The following is a 16,585-nucleotide window of genomic DNA, read 5'->3' on the forward strand; positions in this document are numbered from 1 at the left end:
AATTTTTGCGTCGCTGAATGGTTCAGTATTCATCCGGTTTCCGGCTGGCTAACGTCTGAAATCACCGGCCTGCGCGGCTTTTCGCGCAGGTCCGGTGGATTGAAAGGTTAGGCATCTTCGTGCGAAAAGAGCTCATGTCCATACGAGTTGTCGATTACACAAAGCCAGTTGTCACCAGGATTCTTTTTGAACACATAGGTTGCATTCCGATGGATTAGGGCTGCTTCAGGCGTTGAAACTACTGTTTTAGCCAAGACCAAGGCTGTGTCATCAGATTCCAGAATCTTCATTCCGGCCTGTTTGACGTCTAGCTTGTGGTTGAAATGCGCAGCAATGGCTTCAAAGGCTTTTCTGATTTGAATTTTTCCAATGGCGTTCATGCCCGGCTTTATTACGAGCACAGCGTCTTCAGAATAGATGTCGATCAACGTATCGAAATCCTCTCGGTTGATTGCCAAGTCGGCTTTCTCGATTAGTTGCTCTATCGGATGTTTGGCCATGAACGATGCATCCTGTGATGTCTAACGAATGAAATGGACTCCCCCGCCCCCGACGGCATCTGATGTGCCAGATTGAATGGAGTCGTTCCGATCAATCGAAAGAGGAGGAGAGTCCGTCATGAATGTGACTACCGTAGGAATTGACCTGGCCAAGAACGTATTCAGTGTGCATGGCGTCGATGCCCATGGCAAGGTCGTCATCAAGAAGACCGTATCGCGCAGCAAGCTGCTCGAATGCTTCGCCAACCTGCCGTCCACAATCATCGGCATGGAAGCCTGCAGCGGCGCCCACCACTGGGCGCGGGCCTTGCGCAGTCTCGGCCACGACGCCCGCATCATCGCCCCGCGCTTTGTCATCCCTTACCGCAAGAGCGGCAAGAACGACGGCAACGATGCCGAAGCCATTTGCGAAGCCGTCAGTCGTCCGGCCATGCGCTTCGTTCCCATCAAATCCGTTGAACAGCAAGCCATCTTGAGCCTGCACCGCATCCGCAGCGCCGTCGTTGCCGAGCGCACCGCCCAGATCAACCAGATACGCGGCTTGCTCAGCGAATTCGGCCTCATCATGCCCAAGGGTCGTTACCCCGCCCAGCATCACATTCCCGACATCCTAGAAGATGCCCAGAACGGCCTGCCCAGTCTGGCGCGACGGCTGCTGCACGATATTTACCAGCGCATCCAGACCCTCAACCAGCAGATCCTCGCCTACGACCGTGAGATCGAACACCTCGCCCGCCACAGTAATCCCGCCCAACGCCTGATGACCCTTCCAGGGTTGGGTGCCGTCACCGCCACCGCACTTGTCGCCAGCATCGCCGACCCCAAACAGTTTCACAACGGCCGGCAACTGGCCGCCTGGCTCGGCCTGGTTCCCCGGCAGTACAGCACCGGCGGCAAGACCCGCTTGGGGCGCATCACCAAACAGGGCGACAAGTATCTGCGTACCTTGCTCATTCACGGCGCGCGCTCGGTATTGGCAGCGCTCAAGGACAAACAGGATCGCACCAGCTGCTGGCTGCGCGACCTCGTCGTGCGCCGGGGTTACAAGCGGGCGGCGGTTGCATTGGCCGCGAAGAATGCACGCATCGTCTGGGCGATGCTGGTGCGAAGTGAGGTGTATCGGATCACGCCCGCAGGGCAGCGAGCATGAGCAGCAACACGATCAACCGAAGCGCAGACTGAAGCGTCTGCAAGGTAAAGGAGCAAACCGCCGAATCACTGCATAGGCAATGGATGACGACAGGTCAGACCGGGGTGTGAAAGTCTGTTTAACTCGATGGCCATCAAGGCCGACTAACGAATGAGACCGGCACCCAAGCGCATTTCATCAAGGCCAGGGCAATGCCCATCAACAGGCCGTATGTAGAGCCGCAGTCTTACACCCAATCAGAATCCACTACCGTTGCGTGATAGGGGGAGTCCATGTAGTAGAGCTAACCGGCGGCGCTTTAGCGCCGTCCAGCGACCGGAGGGAGCGAGGTTGAGCGCCATGTTAGACAGCAGTTTCATCTACCTCGACCTCAATGCAGTAGGCAACCCAGGAGGCAAAGCTACCGAATTGTTCAGCTTCGCTCGGAGAAAGTGGACTTTTGCCAACCTTCGGGAGGGCGTGAGTATCGACCCAAAGAACCGGCCCGTTGGGAGATGTTGTGTCCAACAGCACTGTGCCCGCGTCATTGCGGTCATCAAGGACGACATATTGCGCAGGGAGCCCAACGGCGCAGCGAAATCGCTCAGTGGCGGAAACCGAACTGACGATATTGGGAATGGCATTTGCGGGACCGTAGCCGCACGACTGCAAGAACCACTTAACGTCGCTGGGCAGAGTAACGCGCAGACGGGACTCGACGCTTTGAAGAGTGGCTTCAGTCTCCATTCTCGTGCCTTGGAGAAGCGGTCTATGTTTTTCAAGGAGCTCGGCAATCGTGTTCATAGAGGGCTCAGCGGTCTAACGTGAAATTGAGGGGCGCCGATAGGCGTCCCTCTCGAATGATGGGTTAGCGCTCATAGTTCCGAAGTGCTTGGGCAAGCCTGTAGTTATACGGTGACTCCGTAGCCAACTTGTGAAGACACACATCCTGTAGAGACTGCAATGCTTCAAAAACTGGGGATAGTTTCGTTTCTACAGGATTGCCGTGCCTGTCTTCTGAGATAAATACCATTTCTTCGGCGATCAAAACTCGCCGGATTGCGCCCTTGGGCTCATTGATGAAATTGAATCCATCTCGATCGTCAAAGACCATCTCCAGCACTTTGTCTTCCTTTTTTTCAACCCAGTTATCTATCCGTTCATCAAAATGTTCCAAGTTGTCTCTTGCGGCCCGAGGCAGAATTGGGGAGTCTTTTGCAACTTGCAGGTGAGTCCGTAGCGCTTCTCCTCTCTGCTTTTTGGACTCATCTGCTTTGATTGGGTCAAAGAACTTTGAAATCATAGCTGCATGAGTGAGAAATGAAACGAGTGCAAACCAGACCTCCCGTGACTGGCGGGATTTGTTTTCTGCGACCAACGATAGAAGGAGCTTGTAACTTGCGATTGCAGAAGCGGCATGGATTTGAATTTCATCCGTGTACCAATGTAAGTGGTATTTATCCATGTGCAATGTTTGAGCGCTAACGTTAAGTAGACACCTGAATCGGTGTATAACAAAAATTAACTGAAGTGTATAACGCAACCATTATCACGATAACCTATTGTTCTGAATTGGTCTTGGTCTTGATAGGGGACGCAAATGCAAAATGAAAACACGCCTGCCGCTCCACCGCCCAAACTACTTGATCAGGTGCGCGACCGAATCCGGGTCAAGCATTACAGCATCCGTACGGAAACGCAATATGTTCAGTGGGTTAAGCGCTTCATCCTGTTTCATGGCAAAAAGCATCCTAGGGATATGGGCGCCCCAGAGGCCGAAGCATTTCTGACGCATCTGGCGGTGGAGGGTCATGTTGCGGCAGCAACGCAAAATCAGGCCTTGTCGGCCTTGCTGTTTTTATACAAGGAAGTGTTGGCGATCGATCTACCCTGGCTGAAGGACGTGACGCGCGCCAAACGGCCGCAACGCATGCCGGTGGTGCTGACGCGTGACGAAACGCGTGCGGTGCTGGATCGCATGGCCGGGGTGTATGGACTGATGGCGCGCCTGCTGTATGGAACCGGAATGCGCTTGATGGAGTGTGTGCGCTTGCGGGTGAAGGATGTGGACTTTGCGCGCCGTGAGATTCTGATTCGTGATGGCAAGGGCGCAAAGGATCGGGTGACGATGTTGCCCGATTCTGTGGTGGGGGCTTTGCAGGATCATTTGCAGCAGCGGCGCGCGCTGTTCGACGATGATCGCCAGAAAGGCAAGGCCACGGTGTATATGCCTGATGCGCTGGAACGCAAATATCCCAATGCGCCGACCGAGTGGGGCTGGCAGTATATTTTTCCTTCCGGCAGTTATTCAACCGATCCGCGCAGCGGCACTGAGCGCCGCCATCACCTCGACGAAAAGCTGTTGCAGCGGGCGATGAAGCGGGCGGTCCAGGCTTCGGGTCTGGCCAAGCCGGCCACGCCGCACACGCTGCGCCATTCATTCGCCACCCATCTGCTGGAAGCCGGCTATGACATCCGCACGGTGCAGGAGCTGCTCGGACATTCTGACGTTTCGACCACGATGATTTATACCCATGTGTTGAACAAAGGCGGGCGCGGGGTGACGAGCCCGCTGGATCGATGATGACGGACGAAGATTACATGCGCGCCGCGCTGGTGCTGGCCCGCCAAGGCTGGGATGCAGGCGAGGTGCCGGTGGGGGCGCTGGTGGTGTGCGGCGGCGAGATCGTGGGGCGCGGGTTCAACCAGCCGATTTCCAGCCACGACCCGACGGCGCACGCCGAGGTGATGGCGCTGCGCGACGCGGCGGGGCGCCTGGGCAATTACCGGCTGGCGGGCTGCACGCTATATATAACAATAGAGCCGTGCGTGATGTGCTCGGGGGCGATCCTGCATGCGCGGGTGGCGCGCGTGGTGTATGGCGCACGTGAATACAAGACCGGCGCGCACGGCAGCATCATGGATGTGTTTGCCGAGCCGCGTTTGAATCATCATTGCGAGATCAGCGGCGGGGTGCTGGCGGACGAATGCGCGGCGATGATTTCGGGATTTTTCGAGGCACGGCGGCAGCAAAAGAAGGAGGCGACGCAATGAACGGTCTGTTTATCGAGGTGGATATGCGGCTGCAGCAGCTGTATCTGTGGGAGGCGTTTCCCGATGGCGACATGCTGATTCGCCAGTATCCGGTTTCCACCGCGGCCAACGGGCCGGGCGAGCAGGCCGGCAGCCATTGCACGCCGCGCGGCCGCCATCGCGTTGCGGAAAAGTTTGGCGAGGGTGCGCCGCTGGGCACCGCTTTCAAGTCGCGCCAGCCCACCGGCGAAATCTGGACGCCAGAGCTGGACGCGGAAAACCCGGGGCGCGACTGGATTCTCACGCGGATTCTTTGGCTGGAAGGCCTGGAGCCGGGCAAGAACCAGGGCGACGGCGTGGACAGTCATGCGCGTTACATCTACATCCACGGCACCAATGAAGAACACAAGCTCGGCACGCCGGCATCGCACGGCTGCATCCGCATGAGCAACGCGGATGTGGTGGAACTGTACAAGCTGGCGCCGGTGGGAACCGAGGTGCGGATTGCCTAGCGCCTACCCAATCGGGCTACGCGGGCGGCACCTTCGGACGATTGGCAACGGGCCCGAACCGTCATTTAATCCGGCTGGCCGATAAAACCGGGGGGTGAATGATGTCCGCAGCTGAAGCGCCCGGGCTGCGCGATCTGGCGAGCCGTTTCCCCCGCATCGGTCGCGTCGAGGCCATTTACGTGCGGCCGCAGCGCCGTGCGCCGATGCTGTCGGTGGACGAGGCCCGGGCGATTGCCGCATGCGGCCTGCACGGCGACCATTACGCCAGCGGTGCGGCGGGCCGCGTCGATGGCGGTTCCCGGCAAATCACCCTGATCCAGGCGGAACACCTGCCCGTAGTGGCGGCCTTGCTGGGCCAGACGTATGTCGATCCGGCCGGGCTGCGGCGCAATCTGGTGGTGTCGGGGCTGAACCTGCTGGCCGCGCATGGCTTGTTTCGCGATCAGAGGCTGCTGCTGCGCATCGGCGCCGAGGTGGTGTTGGAGGTGACCGGCCCTTGCGCGCCCTGTTCGCGCATGGAAACAGTGCTGGGCCCGGGTGGCTACAACGCGATGCGCGGCCACGGCGGGGTCAAGGCGCGGATCCGAGCGGGCGGCATGATCCGGGTGAACGACCCGGTCAGCTGTGAGCGGGAGTAGGGCACGGCCAGACGCTTGTCTGGCGTTTTTTTTTTGCCTGGTAGACTCTGTGCTTTTTGTTCGTGGCCTGCTAGGCGCGCGCCAGCGGAATCTCGGCCCAGTGCGTGGTGTAGCGGGGCGAACGATTGTCCTGCCGCATGCGCCAGACGGGATCGATACCGGCGCCGGCGAGGAAGAGGGTGCCCGAGCCCATTTCCCGGTTCAGCTGATCCATCACCGTCATCAGCTTGTCGCGCCGGCGAGTTTGGGCGCTGCCGAATAACGTCGTCTGGCGCAGGCCGGCGGGTTGCAAGGCGCTCAGCAGGATGCCTGCCTTCTGGTACTGGAACCCCGCGCGGTAAAGCCGCTTTAACAGGAAGCAGGCCGCCTTGGCCAGGCGCAGGGTGTCGTCGGTCGGCTCGGGCAGGCGCAGCCACTGCGCCGCGGAATACTGCGCGGCATCGGCCAGGAACGGGCTGGTGCGGATAAAGACCTGGATTTCGCCAGCCAGCTGGCCTTCCGCCCGCAGCTTTTCTGCGGCTCGCGTGGCGTAAGCCATCATCGCTTCGTGCAATTCCGGCAGGCCCGTTACCCGCGTGCCGAAGGAACGGCTGGTCATGATCTGTTGTTTGGGCGGTGCAACGTCTTCGAGCGCCAGACAGGACACGCCGCGCAGCTCCGTGGCCGTGCGCGCCAGAACCACGGAAAACCGTTGTCCCAGCCAGGCCGGATCGGCTGCCTGCAGGTCGGCTACGCTGTGGATATCCAGTTCGGCGAGCTTTTCCGCAAGACGGCGACCCACCCCCCAGACCTCGCCAACCGGCGTAGCTTTCAGCAAGGCCCGCTGCTGGGCGCCAGGCAGGGCGCTGTAATCGCAACTTCCGGCAAACTCAGGCCGGGTTTTGGCCCAGTGATTGGCCAGCTTGGCCAGGGTCTTGCTCGGCGCGAAACCGACGCTGACCGGCAATCCCGTCCATTTCAGCACCTTTTCCCGGATCTTTATCCCCATTTCACGGTAGTTTTGTTCATGCCGGCTGGCAAAGGCAAGGAAGGATTCGTCGATTGAATAGACTTCCTGTTCAGGCGAAAAACCGGCCAGAATCGCCATGACCCGACGGCTCATGTCGACATACAGCGTGTAATTGGATGACAGGGCAATCACGCCATGCGACCCGGCCAGATGCGCGCACTGAAACCAGGGCTGGGCCATCTTGACGCCGAGTGCCTTGGCTTCCTGCGAGCGCGCCACCACGCAGCCATCGTTATTGGACAGCACCACCAGCGGCTTGCCTCTGAGGCCCGGATTGAACACCCGCTCGCAACTGGCGAAAAAATTGTTGCAATCCACCAGAGCGAAGGTGCGCGACGGCCTCATAACGGGAGGCTCAGCCACGCGGGAAAACCGGGTGGATGACATGGATCACCACGCCCCACAGGGTCAGCTCCTGAGCGTCCTTCAACACGATCTTCGGATAGTCCGGGTTGGCGGGCGCCAGACAGAGCCCGTTTGGCGTGGACTCCAGCAGCTTGACCGTGAATTCGTTGTCCACCGCGGCCACCACGATCATGCCCGGCGCCGCTTCGATGGCGCGGTCGACCATCAGCAGGTCGCCATCGTGAATGCCGGCGCCGGTCATGGAATCGCCCTTGGCCCGCAGGTAGTACGTGGCCTCGGGATGGCGGACCAGATGATGATTCAGGTCCAAACGGTCTTCCTGATGATCGTCGGCCGGCGACGGAAAACCGGCGCGCACGGGGGTGGCAAAGAAAGGCAGTGCCAATGGCTGGCCATGGTTGTCCAGCGCCCAGGCGCCCGGTGGCAATCCCTGGCCGGGGCCGATCGCGGCGAGCTGGGTCACCAGTGGCAACAGGCGTTCCGGCAAGCGGATCACCCGGGTCGGTTCTTTGGCCGGGCGTCCGGCGCCGGGACGGCGACCGCCACGGGCTGGCAAGTGATCAGAAGGCATTCGATTATTGTAACAACAATCAAGATGAATGCTGCCGGCAAAGGAAAACGTCTCCAGTGATTTGTCTGGAGTGTCTTGTAACAATATGTATTTGAAATGGATATGAAAACGGATGTGTCAATCCGGCATCGGGAGTGCACAGGCGATCGCTGTAGGAGCCAGAGCAACCTGCTAACTCAGCTTCCAAATAATCAATAACTTAGGCAAAGACCTTTTTGCTTAAGGTTGATCTCCGCTCTGATTTTGCAACCTGATTTTGGCAAATTCCTTTTTTAAAGAAAATTTGCCCCACCTTCCCTAAGCGGACAGCCTGGGTGAGAGCAGCGAGCGGCCGTTGTTCGGCGATTCTGTTGAAAAACTCGATGTCGCAGCCGAGTCCATCCCCCACCAAGGGTAATTTTTTGAAACGCGCTCCTTTCGGGGCTCGCAACCGGGTCTAAAGGGCAAGCGCTTTGCCTAGCGTTCCCACACCACGCGTAACAGGTTTTCCTGCTCGTTGTAGTGGTATTCCAGTTCACCCTGATAGGCGTGATGCATCGCCTCGCCGATGCCGCGTGCAAGGTGGATGTCGGTCGTGGTGATCAGGACGCCGTCATCCTGATCCTCGATCTGCATGATCCGCTTCAGGGGATGCTCGGCTTTGGCGCGAGTTTCCTCATTCTTCGCCAGATGCAGCAATTCTTCGCGGTGATCCTTGAAGAATGGCCCTCTCACGGTCACATAACCGGCCGGGAACACATCATGAATGCGGTGACATGCCGGACACATTGCCTCGTGTGCCTGCGCAGGTTTAACCAGCCATTGCCAGCGACCATCGTGGAACACAGCGCCACATCGCGGGCAAACCGTGGGTTCCGGCAGTTTGTGCTTCGCCTTGTAGGTGTCGTGCCGGGCTTCCTGAACCAAGCGGTCGCGTCGAACGGGTTCAAATCCAGTAAATCGGGTTTTCATTTTTCGCACCTGTAATTAACAAAAAAACAACCTTGCTATCGGGGGTGACCCAAAAGTTTGACGATTTCACGCATGAAGGCAGGCAGGTCGGAGGGCTGCCTGGAGGTGACCAGCTTGTCGTCTACCACCACCTCCGTATCTTCGTACAGCGCACCTGCGCCTTGCAGTTCCTCGGCAACCGAGTGGTAGCAGGTGGCGCGTCGCCCCTGCAGCACACCAGCCGAGATCAAAATCTGCGGGCCGTGGCAGATGGCGGCGACAGGTTTGTTGCGATGCATGAAATCCTGCGTGATCGCGATGACAGCCGGCTCCTTGCGTAGTTTCGCGGGGGCCTTGCCGCCGGGGAGAACGAGAAGGTCGTAGTTAGTCGGGTCGACATCCCGCACTGCTATATCCACGGCGACCTCGTAGCCGTGCTTGCCGTTTATTTTCCCCCTGGCAATGGAAGAGATGTACACCTCCACGCCTTCCTCCTGCAGCCGGTAAAAGGGAAACAGGAGTTCGGAATCCTCGAAATGATCCGCGCCGATAATCAGTGCTCTCATGGCAACTCCAGGTCTGGCAGCCGTTGGGCTAGGCTTGGCGCTCGAGCGCAATGCCAGCCAGTTCAATGACAACGCCCAGCGCAAGCACGATCAGGCCGGCCCATATTGCTGCGGGTGCCATGAACATCAGCACGCCACCCAGCACCACCAGAACCCCAGCCAGAACGCGCCTCGAACGCTGTTTTCTCAACATGATGAATGTTCCTCGGACATGGGCCGCTTACTCATAACGCAGAAACGCTTCCGCGAGGCTGTCGGCACCAGCATGTTCGATCAGCGCGTCGATCTCCTGCAACAGGGAGTCGTCCTCGTCCTCTTCCAGCACGCCGTCGCCGACCAGGCTTGCGCCCAGGCCGGCAAGGAGGGCGTCCCTGATCACGGCCAGCGTAGGCGGATTTTCGCGGTTCTCGTCGTTGACCACCGCCTCGATCACGCGCGAGAGCGGTTCGCTGGCGCTGGCCTGCACAAAATCGATGGCAAGGGCGGTTGCGCCGAATTCCTCGATGAGGGCATCCAGTTCATCGAGTGGCGATTCACTGACATCAAAGTGATGCAGTTGCTCGGCCTCCTTGAAGTCCTCGGGTAACAGATCGGCGAGAAAGCGGCGCACCGCCATGAGGCTGACGGGCTGCTCGCACGCCGGATTGTTGACCCGGCTGCGAAGCAGTGCCGACAGGCGTGGGCTGACCCGGCTGGCAATATCAATGGGATTTCGCGTCATGGCCTTTCCTTTTTGTCCGATGCCGCATGGTCAAACTCAACTCTTGAATCTCACTATCCATTTCAATGTATAGCAGATGGACTTTCGGCCTGTCGTCCGGACCGGGACAGCAGGCGCGTTCGTGTGGCTCGCATATTATTCAGGGATGGATAAAAGCCACTCCCCAGATTCAACCGGATCAGCAATGGATGCCTCCCTCGCGGCCAAGCTCGACTTGCTGGGACGACCGGGCACCTACCCCGAGGCGCCCGCGCGGGTGGAGCGGGTGGAAACCCACATGTCCTGGGTGTTCCTCACCGCCACCCATGTCTACAAGCTAAAAAAACCGGTGCGCTACCCTTATCTCGACTTCGGCACGGTCGAGGCGCGGCGCCTGGACTGCGAGCTGGAGGTGCAACTCAACCGGCGTCTGGCCACCGATGTCTACCTGGGCGTGATTCCGCTGGTGCGCGATTCGAACGGGCACTTGCACTTGGGCGGGACGGGGGAGACGGTGGACTGGCTGGTGCAGATGCGGCGGCTGCCGGCGCAACGCATGCTCGATCAACTGCTGCGCAGCGGCGCGGTCGAACAGGCGGAGATCATTCAGCTCGCCCGCCGGCTCGCCCGCTTTTATGCGGAAGCGGCTGCCGAGGCCATTACGCCCGCAGCCTATCGGCAAGGCCTGGCAGAACGGATCGAGGACAACCTGCGTGAACTCGGCAGCCCGGAATTCGGCCTCGACCCGGATCAGATGCAGCGTCTTGCCGGCCTTCAGTTGAGTTTCCTGCAACGCCACGCCGAACTGTTCGACGCCCGCGTGCGGCAGCATCGCATTGTCGAGGGGCACGGCGACCTGCGGCCGGAGCACGTGTGCCTGCTAGCGCAGCCGGTGGTCATCGATTGCCTGGAATTCAACCGCGAATTCCGCATCCTCGATACGGTCGACGAACTGGGCTATCTGGCGCTGGAATGCGAGCGGCTGCATGCGCCGCAGGTAGGCCGCTGGCTGCTGGAAAGCTATCGCGAGGCGAGTGGCGATGCCCCGCCCGATGCCCTGATTCATTTCTATCAGAGCTGCCGCGCGGTCCTGCGTGCCAAGCTTGCCGTCTGGCACCTGCGCGACGACGGGCGACATCCGCCGGGCCGCTGGCTGGCAACGGCCAGGGACTACCTCGACCTGGCGCAGCGGCATGCCGATGCGGCAGGAAGCTGACGCGCGCCTGCCTAGTGTCGTGAATCAGAAATATCGAAACATAAAACGGTGTCTTTTTCCGCATGGCGGCGTTACTCGTCGTTGCCATAGAGCCCGCTATGTCGCCTCCTCGCGCCTCTTGTGTCCAGGCCGACAGGCCGTCGGGTATGCCATGCAAAAAAATCCATCCGTTTTATTTGTCCCGCTATTTCTGATTCACGACACTAGTCCTGCAGCAGTTCGGCCAGCGAGCCGTCGCTGTGCAGGCGGCGGATGGCTTCTGCAAACAGGGGCGCCGAATCCAGCACCTCCACCCGGCTGCCCAGCAGCGCCGGCAGCAGCCGCAAGGGGGGAATGCTGTCGGTGACCAGTACCTTTTCCAGGGCCGGGTGGACCAGCGCTTCGGCCGCCGCCTCGGCGAACAGGCCGTGGCTGGCTGCGGCTAACACCCGTTTGGCGCCCAGCGCCTTGCAGGCGGCGGCCGCCCGCGCCAGCGTGGTGCCGCTGCTGATCAGGTCGTCGATGATGAGGATGGTGCTGCCGGCGACGTCGCCCACCACCGCCTCGCCCGACACCACGCCCCCGCTGCGGCGCTTTTCCATGAATGCGACGGCGACGGGACGGCCGAGCGCGCGCGCAAGGGAATCGCGAAAGACCTCTGCCCGCTTGATTCCGCCGATGTCCGGCGACATCACCACGATGGCTTCGTCACGCAGCCGTGCCGCGAACCAGGCAACAAACAGGCCGCGGCCCTCCAGGTGTTCGGCCGGGATGCGAAAGGCATTCTGATAGGCGGCCAGGTTGTGCACGTCGAGCGTCACCACGCGGTCGGTACCCACCGCTTCGAACAGTAGGGCGACATAGCGGCTGCTGACCGGATCGCGCGGCTGGGTCCGACGGTCCTTGCGGGAATACGCCAGATAGGGGCAGATGGCAGTGACGCGGGCGGCCGAGGCATCCTTCAATGTGCCGATGAAAAACAGCAGGCGAACCAGCTTGTCGTTGGCGCTCATGCCCGGCTCGCCATGGAGCGAATGGATCACATAGACATCCCTGCCGCGCACGTTTTCCAGTGGCCGCGCCTTGTGCTCGCCGTCCTCGAATTCACGTTCCTCGTGGCTGGCAAGCTCAATCTCCAGCGCCGAGGCCACGCGCTCGCCATAGGCGCGGCTGGCATCGAGCGCGAACAGGCAAAGATGATCGTGATTCATCGACCGTTCCCCTTTTTCTAACGCTGGCATCGATTAAATAATATGCCAGACTGAAAACAGGTGTTGTTCACAGGAAAGATGAGAACCATGGAAACCAAGGAATGTTTTCTGAAGGATCAGTTTGGCTATTGCTGGCTGGAGCATGACCAGTGGATGTTCCAGGCAGTGGATGTGCACGAGCAACTGCTGGGCGAGCCCATAAAAGTCGAACTGGCGGATCTGGTTTTTCACCACGATGAAGACGAAGAACTGCATTAGGGCCTGAGGACGTTTAAAACCGGCGTTCATCGGGGATGCCAGGCATGCTTACTGGACATTGGGAGCATTTTTCGCATGAAGCCGATATGGGCGTGCGTGGAGCAGGCGCTTCGCTCGATCAGGCGTTCGAGCAAGTTGCGCTGGGCCTGACAGCGGTGGTGACCGATCCGGCTCTCGTGACCCCCGAAAAAATGATCCGGCTAACGTGCGAGGCGCCCGATGTCGAGTTGCTGCTGGTGGACTGGCTCAACGCGCTGATATACGAAATGGCGACGCGCAAGATGCTGTTCAGCCGCTTTGAAGTGAGGCTGAAAGGAAAACACTTGAGTGCGACAGCATGGGGAGAAGTGCTGGATGTAGCTCGCCACCACCCTGCAGTCGAAGTGAAGGGGGCGACCTATACGGCGCTTAAGGTAGCCCAGCAGGCCGATGGTGACTGGCTCGCCCAATGTGTGGTGGACGTGTAGCGGCAGCTGGAAGCGAAGGAATTGCATGGATATTGCACGGTTTGAACGCAAGTCCGAATTCGAATGGCAGATCAAGCCGTTTGGCAGGATGCAGGTACCGGGCGTGATCTTCGCCAGCGAGGCACTGCTGCGCGAGATGGACGCCAAGGTGGCCGAACAGGTGACCAATGTCGCCATGCTGCCGGGTATCGTCGAAGCGTCTTTCGCCATGCCGGACGCGCATTGGGGCTACGGTTTCCCCATCGGCGGCGTGGCGGCGTTCGACCCGGACCATGGCGGTGTGGTGTCGGCGGGCGGCGTGGGATTCGACATCTCCTGCGGTGTGCGTACCCTGCATACCGGCTTGCAACTCAAGGACATCGAGTCGCTGAAAACGCGGCTCGCAGACGCGCTCTATCACAGCATTCCTGCCGGCCTGGGGAGCACCGGTGCGATTCGGCTGGACGCGGCGAAGATGGATGCCATGCTGCGCGGAGGCGCCCGCTGGGCGATAGAGCAGGGCTTTGGCGAAGCGGCAGACCTGGAGCGCATCGAAGAGGGCGGCTGCATGCGCGGTGCAGACCCATCCCAGGTTTCCGAACAGGCCAAAAAACGCCAGCACGACGAAATGGGCACGCTCGGTTCAGGCAACCATTATCTGGAAGTCCAGCAGGTGACCGAGGTCTACGCCGCAGACATCGCCGCTGCATATGGCCTGAAACCGGGCGATGTCGTCGTCAGCATCCACTGCGGCTCGCGCGGACTCGGTCACCAGATCGGCACCGAATTCCTGCGGCAAATGGTGATCGCCGCCCCTGGCTACGGCATCGAATTGCCTGATCGTGAATTGGCCTGTGCCCCGATCCATTCGCCGCTGGGTCAAAACTATCTTGGCGCCATGCGGGCGGGCATCAATTGCGCCCTGGCCAATCGACAGATTCTGACCTACCTCACGCGTCAGGTGTTTTCGCGGCTATTGCCTCAATCAAGGCTACCGCTGCTGTATGACGTATCCCACAACACCTGCAAGCTGGAGACCCATACTGTGGATGGACAACCGAAGAAACTCTTTGTGCATCGCAAGGGCGCCACGCGTGCGTTTGGTCCCGGCCACCCCGATCTTCCCGCAGCGCTGCGTGAGGCCGGCCAGCCGGTACTGATCGGCGGCAGCATGGGGACGGCGTCCTACATTCTGGCAGGCACGCGCGCGAGCATGCAGCGGGCCTTCGGTTCCGCTTGTCACGGATCGGGGCGGGCGATGAGCCGACATCAGGCATTGCGCAACTGGAACGGTCGGCACGTCGTCGATGAACTGGCAAGGCGCGGCACCCTGATTCGCAGTCCATCCTCGCGTGGGGTGGCGGAGGAAGCCCCAGGCGCCTACAAGGATGTGAGTGAAGTGGTGAATTCGGCTGAGCATGCCGGCCTGGCGCGCAAGGTGGCGCGTCTGGAACCGATCATCTGCATCAAGGGCTGAGGGCCGCAGCATGGACTACGCCACCGAACCACTCGATCAGAACACGCTGCAACCGCAGCCGGGTGATGCACTGCTTGTTGTTGACGTACAAAACGATTTTCTGCCAGGCGGCAGTCTGGCGGTGAAGGGTGGCGACGAGGTGGTGCCGGTTCTCAACGGCTATATCGGCGCATTCGTGGCGCATGGCCTGCCGGTTTACGCCACGCGCGACTGGCATCCGAAGGCGCACTGCTCCTTTCGCGAGCAGGGAGGGCTCTGGCCACCGCACTGTGTGGCGCGCACACACGGCGCAGAATTCTCGGCGGGGCTCAAGCTACCGCCTGATGCTGTGGTGATCTCCAAAGCGACCACGCCCGATGAGGATGCCTACTCCGGTTTTCAGAATACGGATCTGGATCAGCGCCTGCATGCTGCGGGCATCCGCCGGCTGTTTGTTGGCGGGCTGGCTACCGACTACTGCGTGCTCAATACAGTGCGCGATGCCATTAGGCTCGGCTTCGAAGTGATGCTGCTGACCGATGCGATGCGGGCGGTGGATGTCCAGCACAGCGGCGGCAAGCAGGCTGTGGCGGAAATGGTCGGGCTCGGCGCGCAGCCGATCACGCTCAATGGGCTGGCCGTGTGAATCCCGCGACCAGCCCCCTGCTGTGCGACCTCTATCAGCTCACCATGCTGCAGGGATATCACGACTGTGCAATGGAAGACACCGCGGTGTTCGAGTTCTTCGTACGCAAGCTGCGTCCGGGCCGCGGTTTCCTGATGGCGGCAGGATTGGAACAGGCGCTCGAATTTCTCGAACAGCTGCGCTTTGCACCGGAAGAACTTGAGTGGCTGGCGGCCACCGGTCGTTTCAGCCAGAGTTTCCTCGCCACCCTGGAAACGCTGCGCTTTACCGGCGACGTGCACGCGATGCCAGAAGGCACGGTGTTCTTTCCCAACGAGCCGATTCTGCGCGTGACCGCGCCGATCGCGCAGGCGCAACTGGTGGAAACGCGTCTCATCAACCTGCTGAATCTGCAGACGCTGATCGCCTCCAAGGCGGCGCGCTCGGTGTTAATGGCGCCGGGCAAGCTGCTGGTGGACTTCGGGCTGCGCCGCGCGCACGGGGCGGAGGCAGGCCTGCTGGCGGCGCGCGCAAGCTATATCGCCGGTTTCACGGGAACCTCAACGGTGCTGGCCGGCCAGCAGTTCGGCATGCCGTTGTTCGGCACCATGGCGCATTCCTTCATCCAGGCGCACGACGACGAGGCGCTGGCCTTCGAGCATTTCGCCCATGCTCAGCCCGACAACGTGGTGGTGCTGATCGACACCTACGACACCGAGGCGGCCGCCCGCAAGGTGGTGGCGCTGGCGCCGAAACTGACGCGTGACGGCATCCGCATCAAGGGGGTGCGCATCGATTCCGGCGATCTCGCCGAGCATGCGCGCCGGGTGCGGCGCATTCTCGACGCGGGCGGGCTGAAGGACGCCATCATTTTTGCCAGTGGCGATCTCGACGAATATGCCCTGCGCGACATGCTGGCCGCCGGCGCGCCGGTGGATGGCTTTGGCGTTGGCACGCGAATCGACACCTCGTGCGATGTGCCTTTTCTCGATTGTGCCTACAAGCTGCAGGAATATGCCGGCCGTGCGCGCCGCAAGCGCTCCGAGGGCAAGGCCACCTGGCCAGGACGCAAGCAGGTGTTCCGCAATCACGATGCCGACGGCAACATGGCAGGCGATGTCGTGACGCTGGAAGCCGACAACCAGCCGGGCGAGCCGCTGCTGATCCCGGTGATGCGTGGCGGTCGACGCCTGGCGCCTACCCCGACCTTGCAGGCCATTCGCTATCACGCATCAGAAAACCTGGCTCGGCTGCCGGAACCGCTACGACGTTTGCAGGAAGATGTTGCCTATCGAGTGGAGATTGCGCCCGCGTTGCACGAGCTGGCTGCCGAGGTCGACCGCGCTACCTTTCCTGGCCATAGCGACTAGATTGAAAATATGATCCCTATTTCCCCCCTTGCGCCAGACCAACTGTATCGACCCTGTGATACCGATCAAT

Annotated in this window: 21 protein-coding genes; 11 read left to right on the forward strand and 10 right to left on the reverse strand. The window is 60.4% G+C overall.

Going from position 1 to position 16,585, the window contains the following annotated elements:
* Positions 1-107: 107 nt before the first annotated feature.
* Positions 108-500, reverse strand: a complete 393-nt coding sequence (locus IV098_RS10120; protein ID WP_296888728.1) for an SgcJ/EcaC family oxidoreductase — start codon at positions 498-500, stop codon at positions 108-110.
* 118 nt (positions 501-618) lie between these two features.
* Here IV098_RS10120 and IV098_RS10125 point away from each other — a divergent pair, with 118 nt between their 5' ends.
* On the forward strand, positions 619-1,650 hold the full coding sequence (locus IV098_RS10125; protein WP_296888730.1) for an IS110 family transposase: 1,032 nt from the start codon (positions 619-621) through the stop codon (positions 1,648-1,650).
* A gap of 342 nt (positions 1,651-1,992) precedes the next feature.
* On the opposite strand, the gene IV098_RS10130 is transcribed toward IV098_RS10125, so the two are convergent.
* Positions 1,993-2,433 carry an SMI1/KNR4 family protein gene (locus IV098_RS10130; RefSeq protein ID WP_296888732.1) on the reverse strand — a complete coding sequence of 147 codons (441 nt, stop codon included), beginning with the start codon at positions 2,431-2,433 and terminating at the stop codon, positions 1,993-1,995.
* Between the two features lie 64 nt (positions 2,434-2,497).
* On the reverse strand, positions 2,498-3,094 hold the full coding sequence (locus IV098_RS10135; protein ID WP_296888734.1) for a hypothetical protein: 597 nt from the start codon (positions 3,092-3,094) through the stop codon (positions 2,498-2,500).
* A gap of 135 nt (positions 3,095-3,229) precedes the next feature.
* On the opposite strand from IV098_RS10135, the gene IV098_RS10140 reads away from it, so the two are divergent.
* The 4 genes from IV098_RS10140 (at position 3,230) to IV098_RS10155 (ending at position 5,812) form a co-directional block, all read left to right on the forward strand.
* Complete coding sequence (locus IV098_RS10140; protein ID WP_296888736.1) at positions 3,230-4,213, forward strand: integron integrase; 984 nt, start codon at positions 3,230-3,232, stop codon at positions 4,211-4,213.
* Positions 4,210-4,683 carry a tRNA adenosine(34) deaminase TadA gene (gene tadA, locus IV098_RS10145; protein ID WP_296888738.1) on the forward strand — a complete coding sequence of 158 codons (474 nt, stop codon included), beginning with the start codon at positions 4,210-4,212 and terminating at the stop codon, positions 4,681-4,683. Before IV098_RS10140 ends, tadA begins: the two co-directional genes overlap by 4 nt.
* A complete protein-coding gene (locus tag IV098_RS10150; RefSeq protein ID WP_296888740.1) occupies positions 4,680-5,174 on the forward strand; it encodes a L,D-transpeptidase in 495 nt (164 codons plus the stop codon). The genes tadA and IV098_RS10150 overlap by 4 nt, the downstream gene beginning before the upstream one ends.
* 98 nt (positions 5,175-5,272) lie before the next feature.
* Positions 5,273-5,812, forward strand: coding sequence for an MOSC domain-containing protein (locus IV098_RS10155; RefSeq protein WP_296888742.1), 540 nt, complete (start codon positions 5,273-5,275; stop codon positions 5,810-5,812).
* 70 nt (positions 5,813-5,882) lie between these two features.
* Here the strand turns inward: IV098_RS10155 and IV098_RS10160 are convergent, their stop codons facing one another.
* From IV098_RS10160 to IV098_RS10185, 6 genes are all read right to left on the reverse strand, one after another.
* Entirely contained in the window at positions 5,883-7,166 is a 1,284-nt protein-coding gene (locus IV098_RS10160) for a Y-family DNA polymerase (RefSeq protein WP_296888744.1), read from the reverse strand.
* 10 nt (positions 7,167-7,176) lie between these two features.
* Positions 7,177-7,758, reverse strand: a complete 582-nt coding sequence (locus IV098_RS10165; protein ID WP_296888746.1) for a LexA family transcriptional regulator — start codon at positions 7,756-7,758, stop codon at positions 7,177-7,179.
* Between the two features lie 456 nt (positions 7,759-8,214).
* Positions 8,215-8,709, reverse strand: a complete 495-nt coding sequence (locus IV098_RS10170; protein WP_296888748.1) for a BCAM0308 family protein — start codon at positions 8,707-8,709, stop codon at positions 8,215-8,217.
* Between the two features lie 35 nt (positions 8,710-8,744).
* Positions 8,745-9,254 carry a type 1 glutamine amidotransferase domain-containing protein gene (locus IV098_RS10175; RefSeq protein WP_296888750.1) on the reverse strand — a complete coding sequence of 170 codons (510 nt, stop codon included), beginning with the start codon at positions 9,252-9,254 and terminating at the stop codon, positions 8,745-8,747.
* A gap of 28 nt (positions 9,255-9,282) precedes the next feature.
* Positions 9,283-9,447, reverse strand: coding sequence for a hypothetical protein (locus tag IV098_RS10180; RefSeq protein WP_296888751.1), 165 nt, complete (start codon positions 9,445-9,447; stop codon positions 9,283-9,285).
* 27 nt (positions 9,448-9,474) lie between these two features.
* On the reverse strand, positions 9,475-9,975 hold the full coding sequence (locus IV098_RS10185; RefSeq protein WP_296888753.1) for a hypothetical protein: 501 nt from the start codon (positions 9,973-9,975) through the stop codon (positions 9,475-9,477).
* A gap of 184 nt (positions 9,976-10,159) precedes the next feature.
* Here IV098_RS10185 and IV098_RS10190 point away from each other — a divergent pair, with 184 nt between their 5' ends.
* Entirely contained in the window at positions 10,160-11,170 is a 1,011-nt protein-coding gene (locus tag IV098_RS10190) for a hypothetical protein (protein WP_296888755.1), read from the forward strand.
* Between the two features lie 203 nt (positions 11,171-11,373).
* Here IV098_RS10190 and IV098_RS10195 read toward each other — a convergent pair whose 3' ends face one another.
* On the reverse strand, positions 11,374-12,360 hold the full coding sequence (locus tag IV098_RS10195; RefSeq protein WP_296888757.1) for a ribose-phosphate diphosphokinase: 987 nt from the start codon (positions 12,358-12,360) through the stop codon (positions 11,374-11,376).
* 78 nt (positions 12,361-12,438) lie between these two features.
* Here IV098_RS10195 and IV098_RS10200 point away from each other — a divergent pair, with 78 nt between their 5' ends.
* From IV098_RS10200 to IV098_RS10220, 5 genes are read left to right on the forward strand one after another with little or no spacing between them, the layout of a single operon-like run.
* Positions 12,439-12,618 carry a hypothetical protein gene (locus IV098_RS10200; RefSeq protein WP_296888759.1) on the forward strand — a complete coding sequence of 60 codons (180 nt, stop codon included), beginning with the start codon at positions 12,439-12,441 and terminating at the stop codon, positions 12,616-12,618.
* A gap of 44 nt (positions 12,619-12,662) precedes the next feature.
* A complete protein-coding gene (locus IV098_RS10205) occupies positions 12,663-13,085 on the forward strand; it encodes an archease (protein WP_296888761.1) in 423 nt (140 codons plus the stop codon).
* Positions 13,086-13,110: 25 nt separating this feature from the next.
* A complete protein-coding gene (locus IV098_RS10210) occupies positions 13,111-14,541 on the forward strand; it encodes an RtcB family protein (RefSeq protein ID WP_296888763.1) in 1,431 nt (476 codons plus the stop codon).
* 10 nt (positions 14,542-14,551) lie between these two features.
* Entirely contained in the window at positions 14,552-15,166 is a 615-nt protein-coding gene (locus IV098_RS10215) for an isochorismatase family protein (protein WP_296888765.1), read from the forward strand.
* Positions 15,163-16,515, forward strand: a complete 1,353-nt coding sequence (locus IV098_RS10220; RefSeq protein ID WP_296888778.1) for a nicotinate phosphoribosyltransferase — start codon at positions 15,163-15,165, stop codon at positions 16,513-16,515. Before IV098_RS10215 ends, IV098_RS10220 begins: the two co-directional genes overlap by 4 nt.
* Positions 16,516-16,585 lie beyond the last annotated feature (70 nt).

This window comes from Thiobacillus sp., assembly GCF_018780105.1.
Classification (GTDB): domain Bacteria; phylum Pseudomonadota; class Gammaproteobacteria; order Burkholderiales; family Thiobacillaceae; genus Thiobacillus.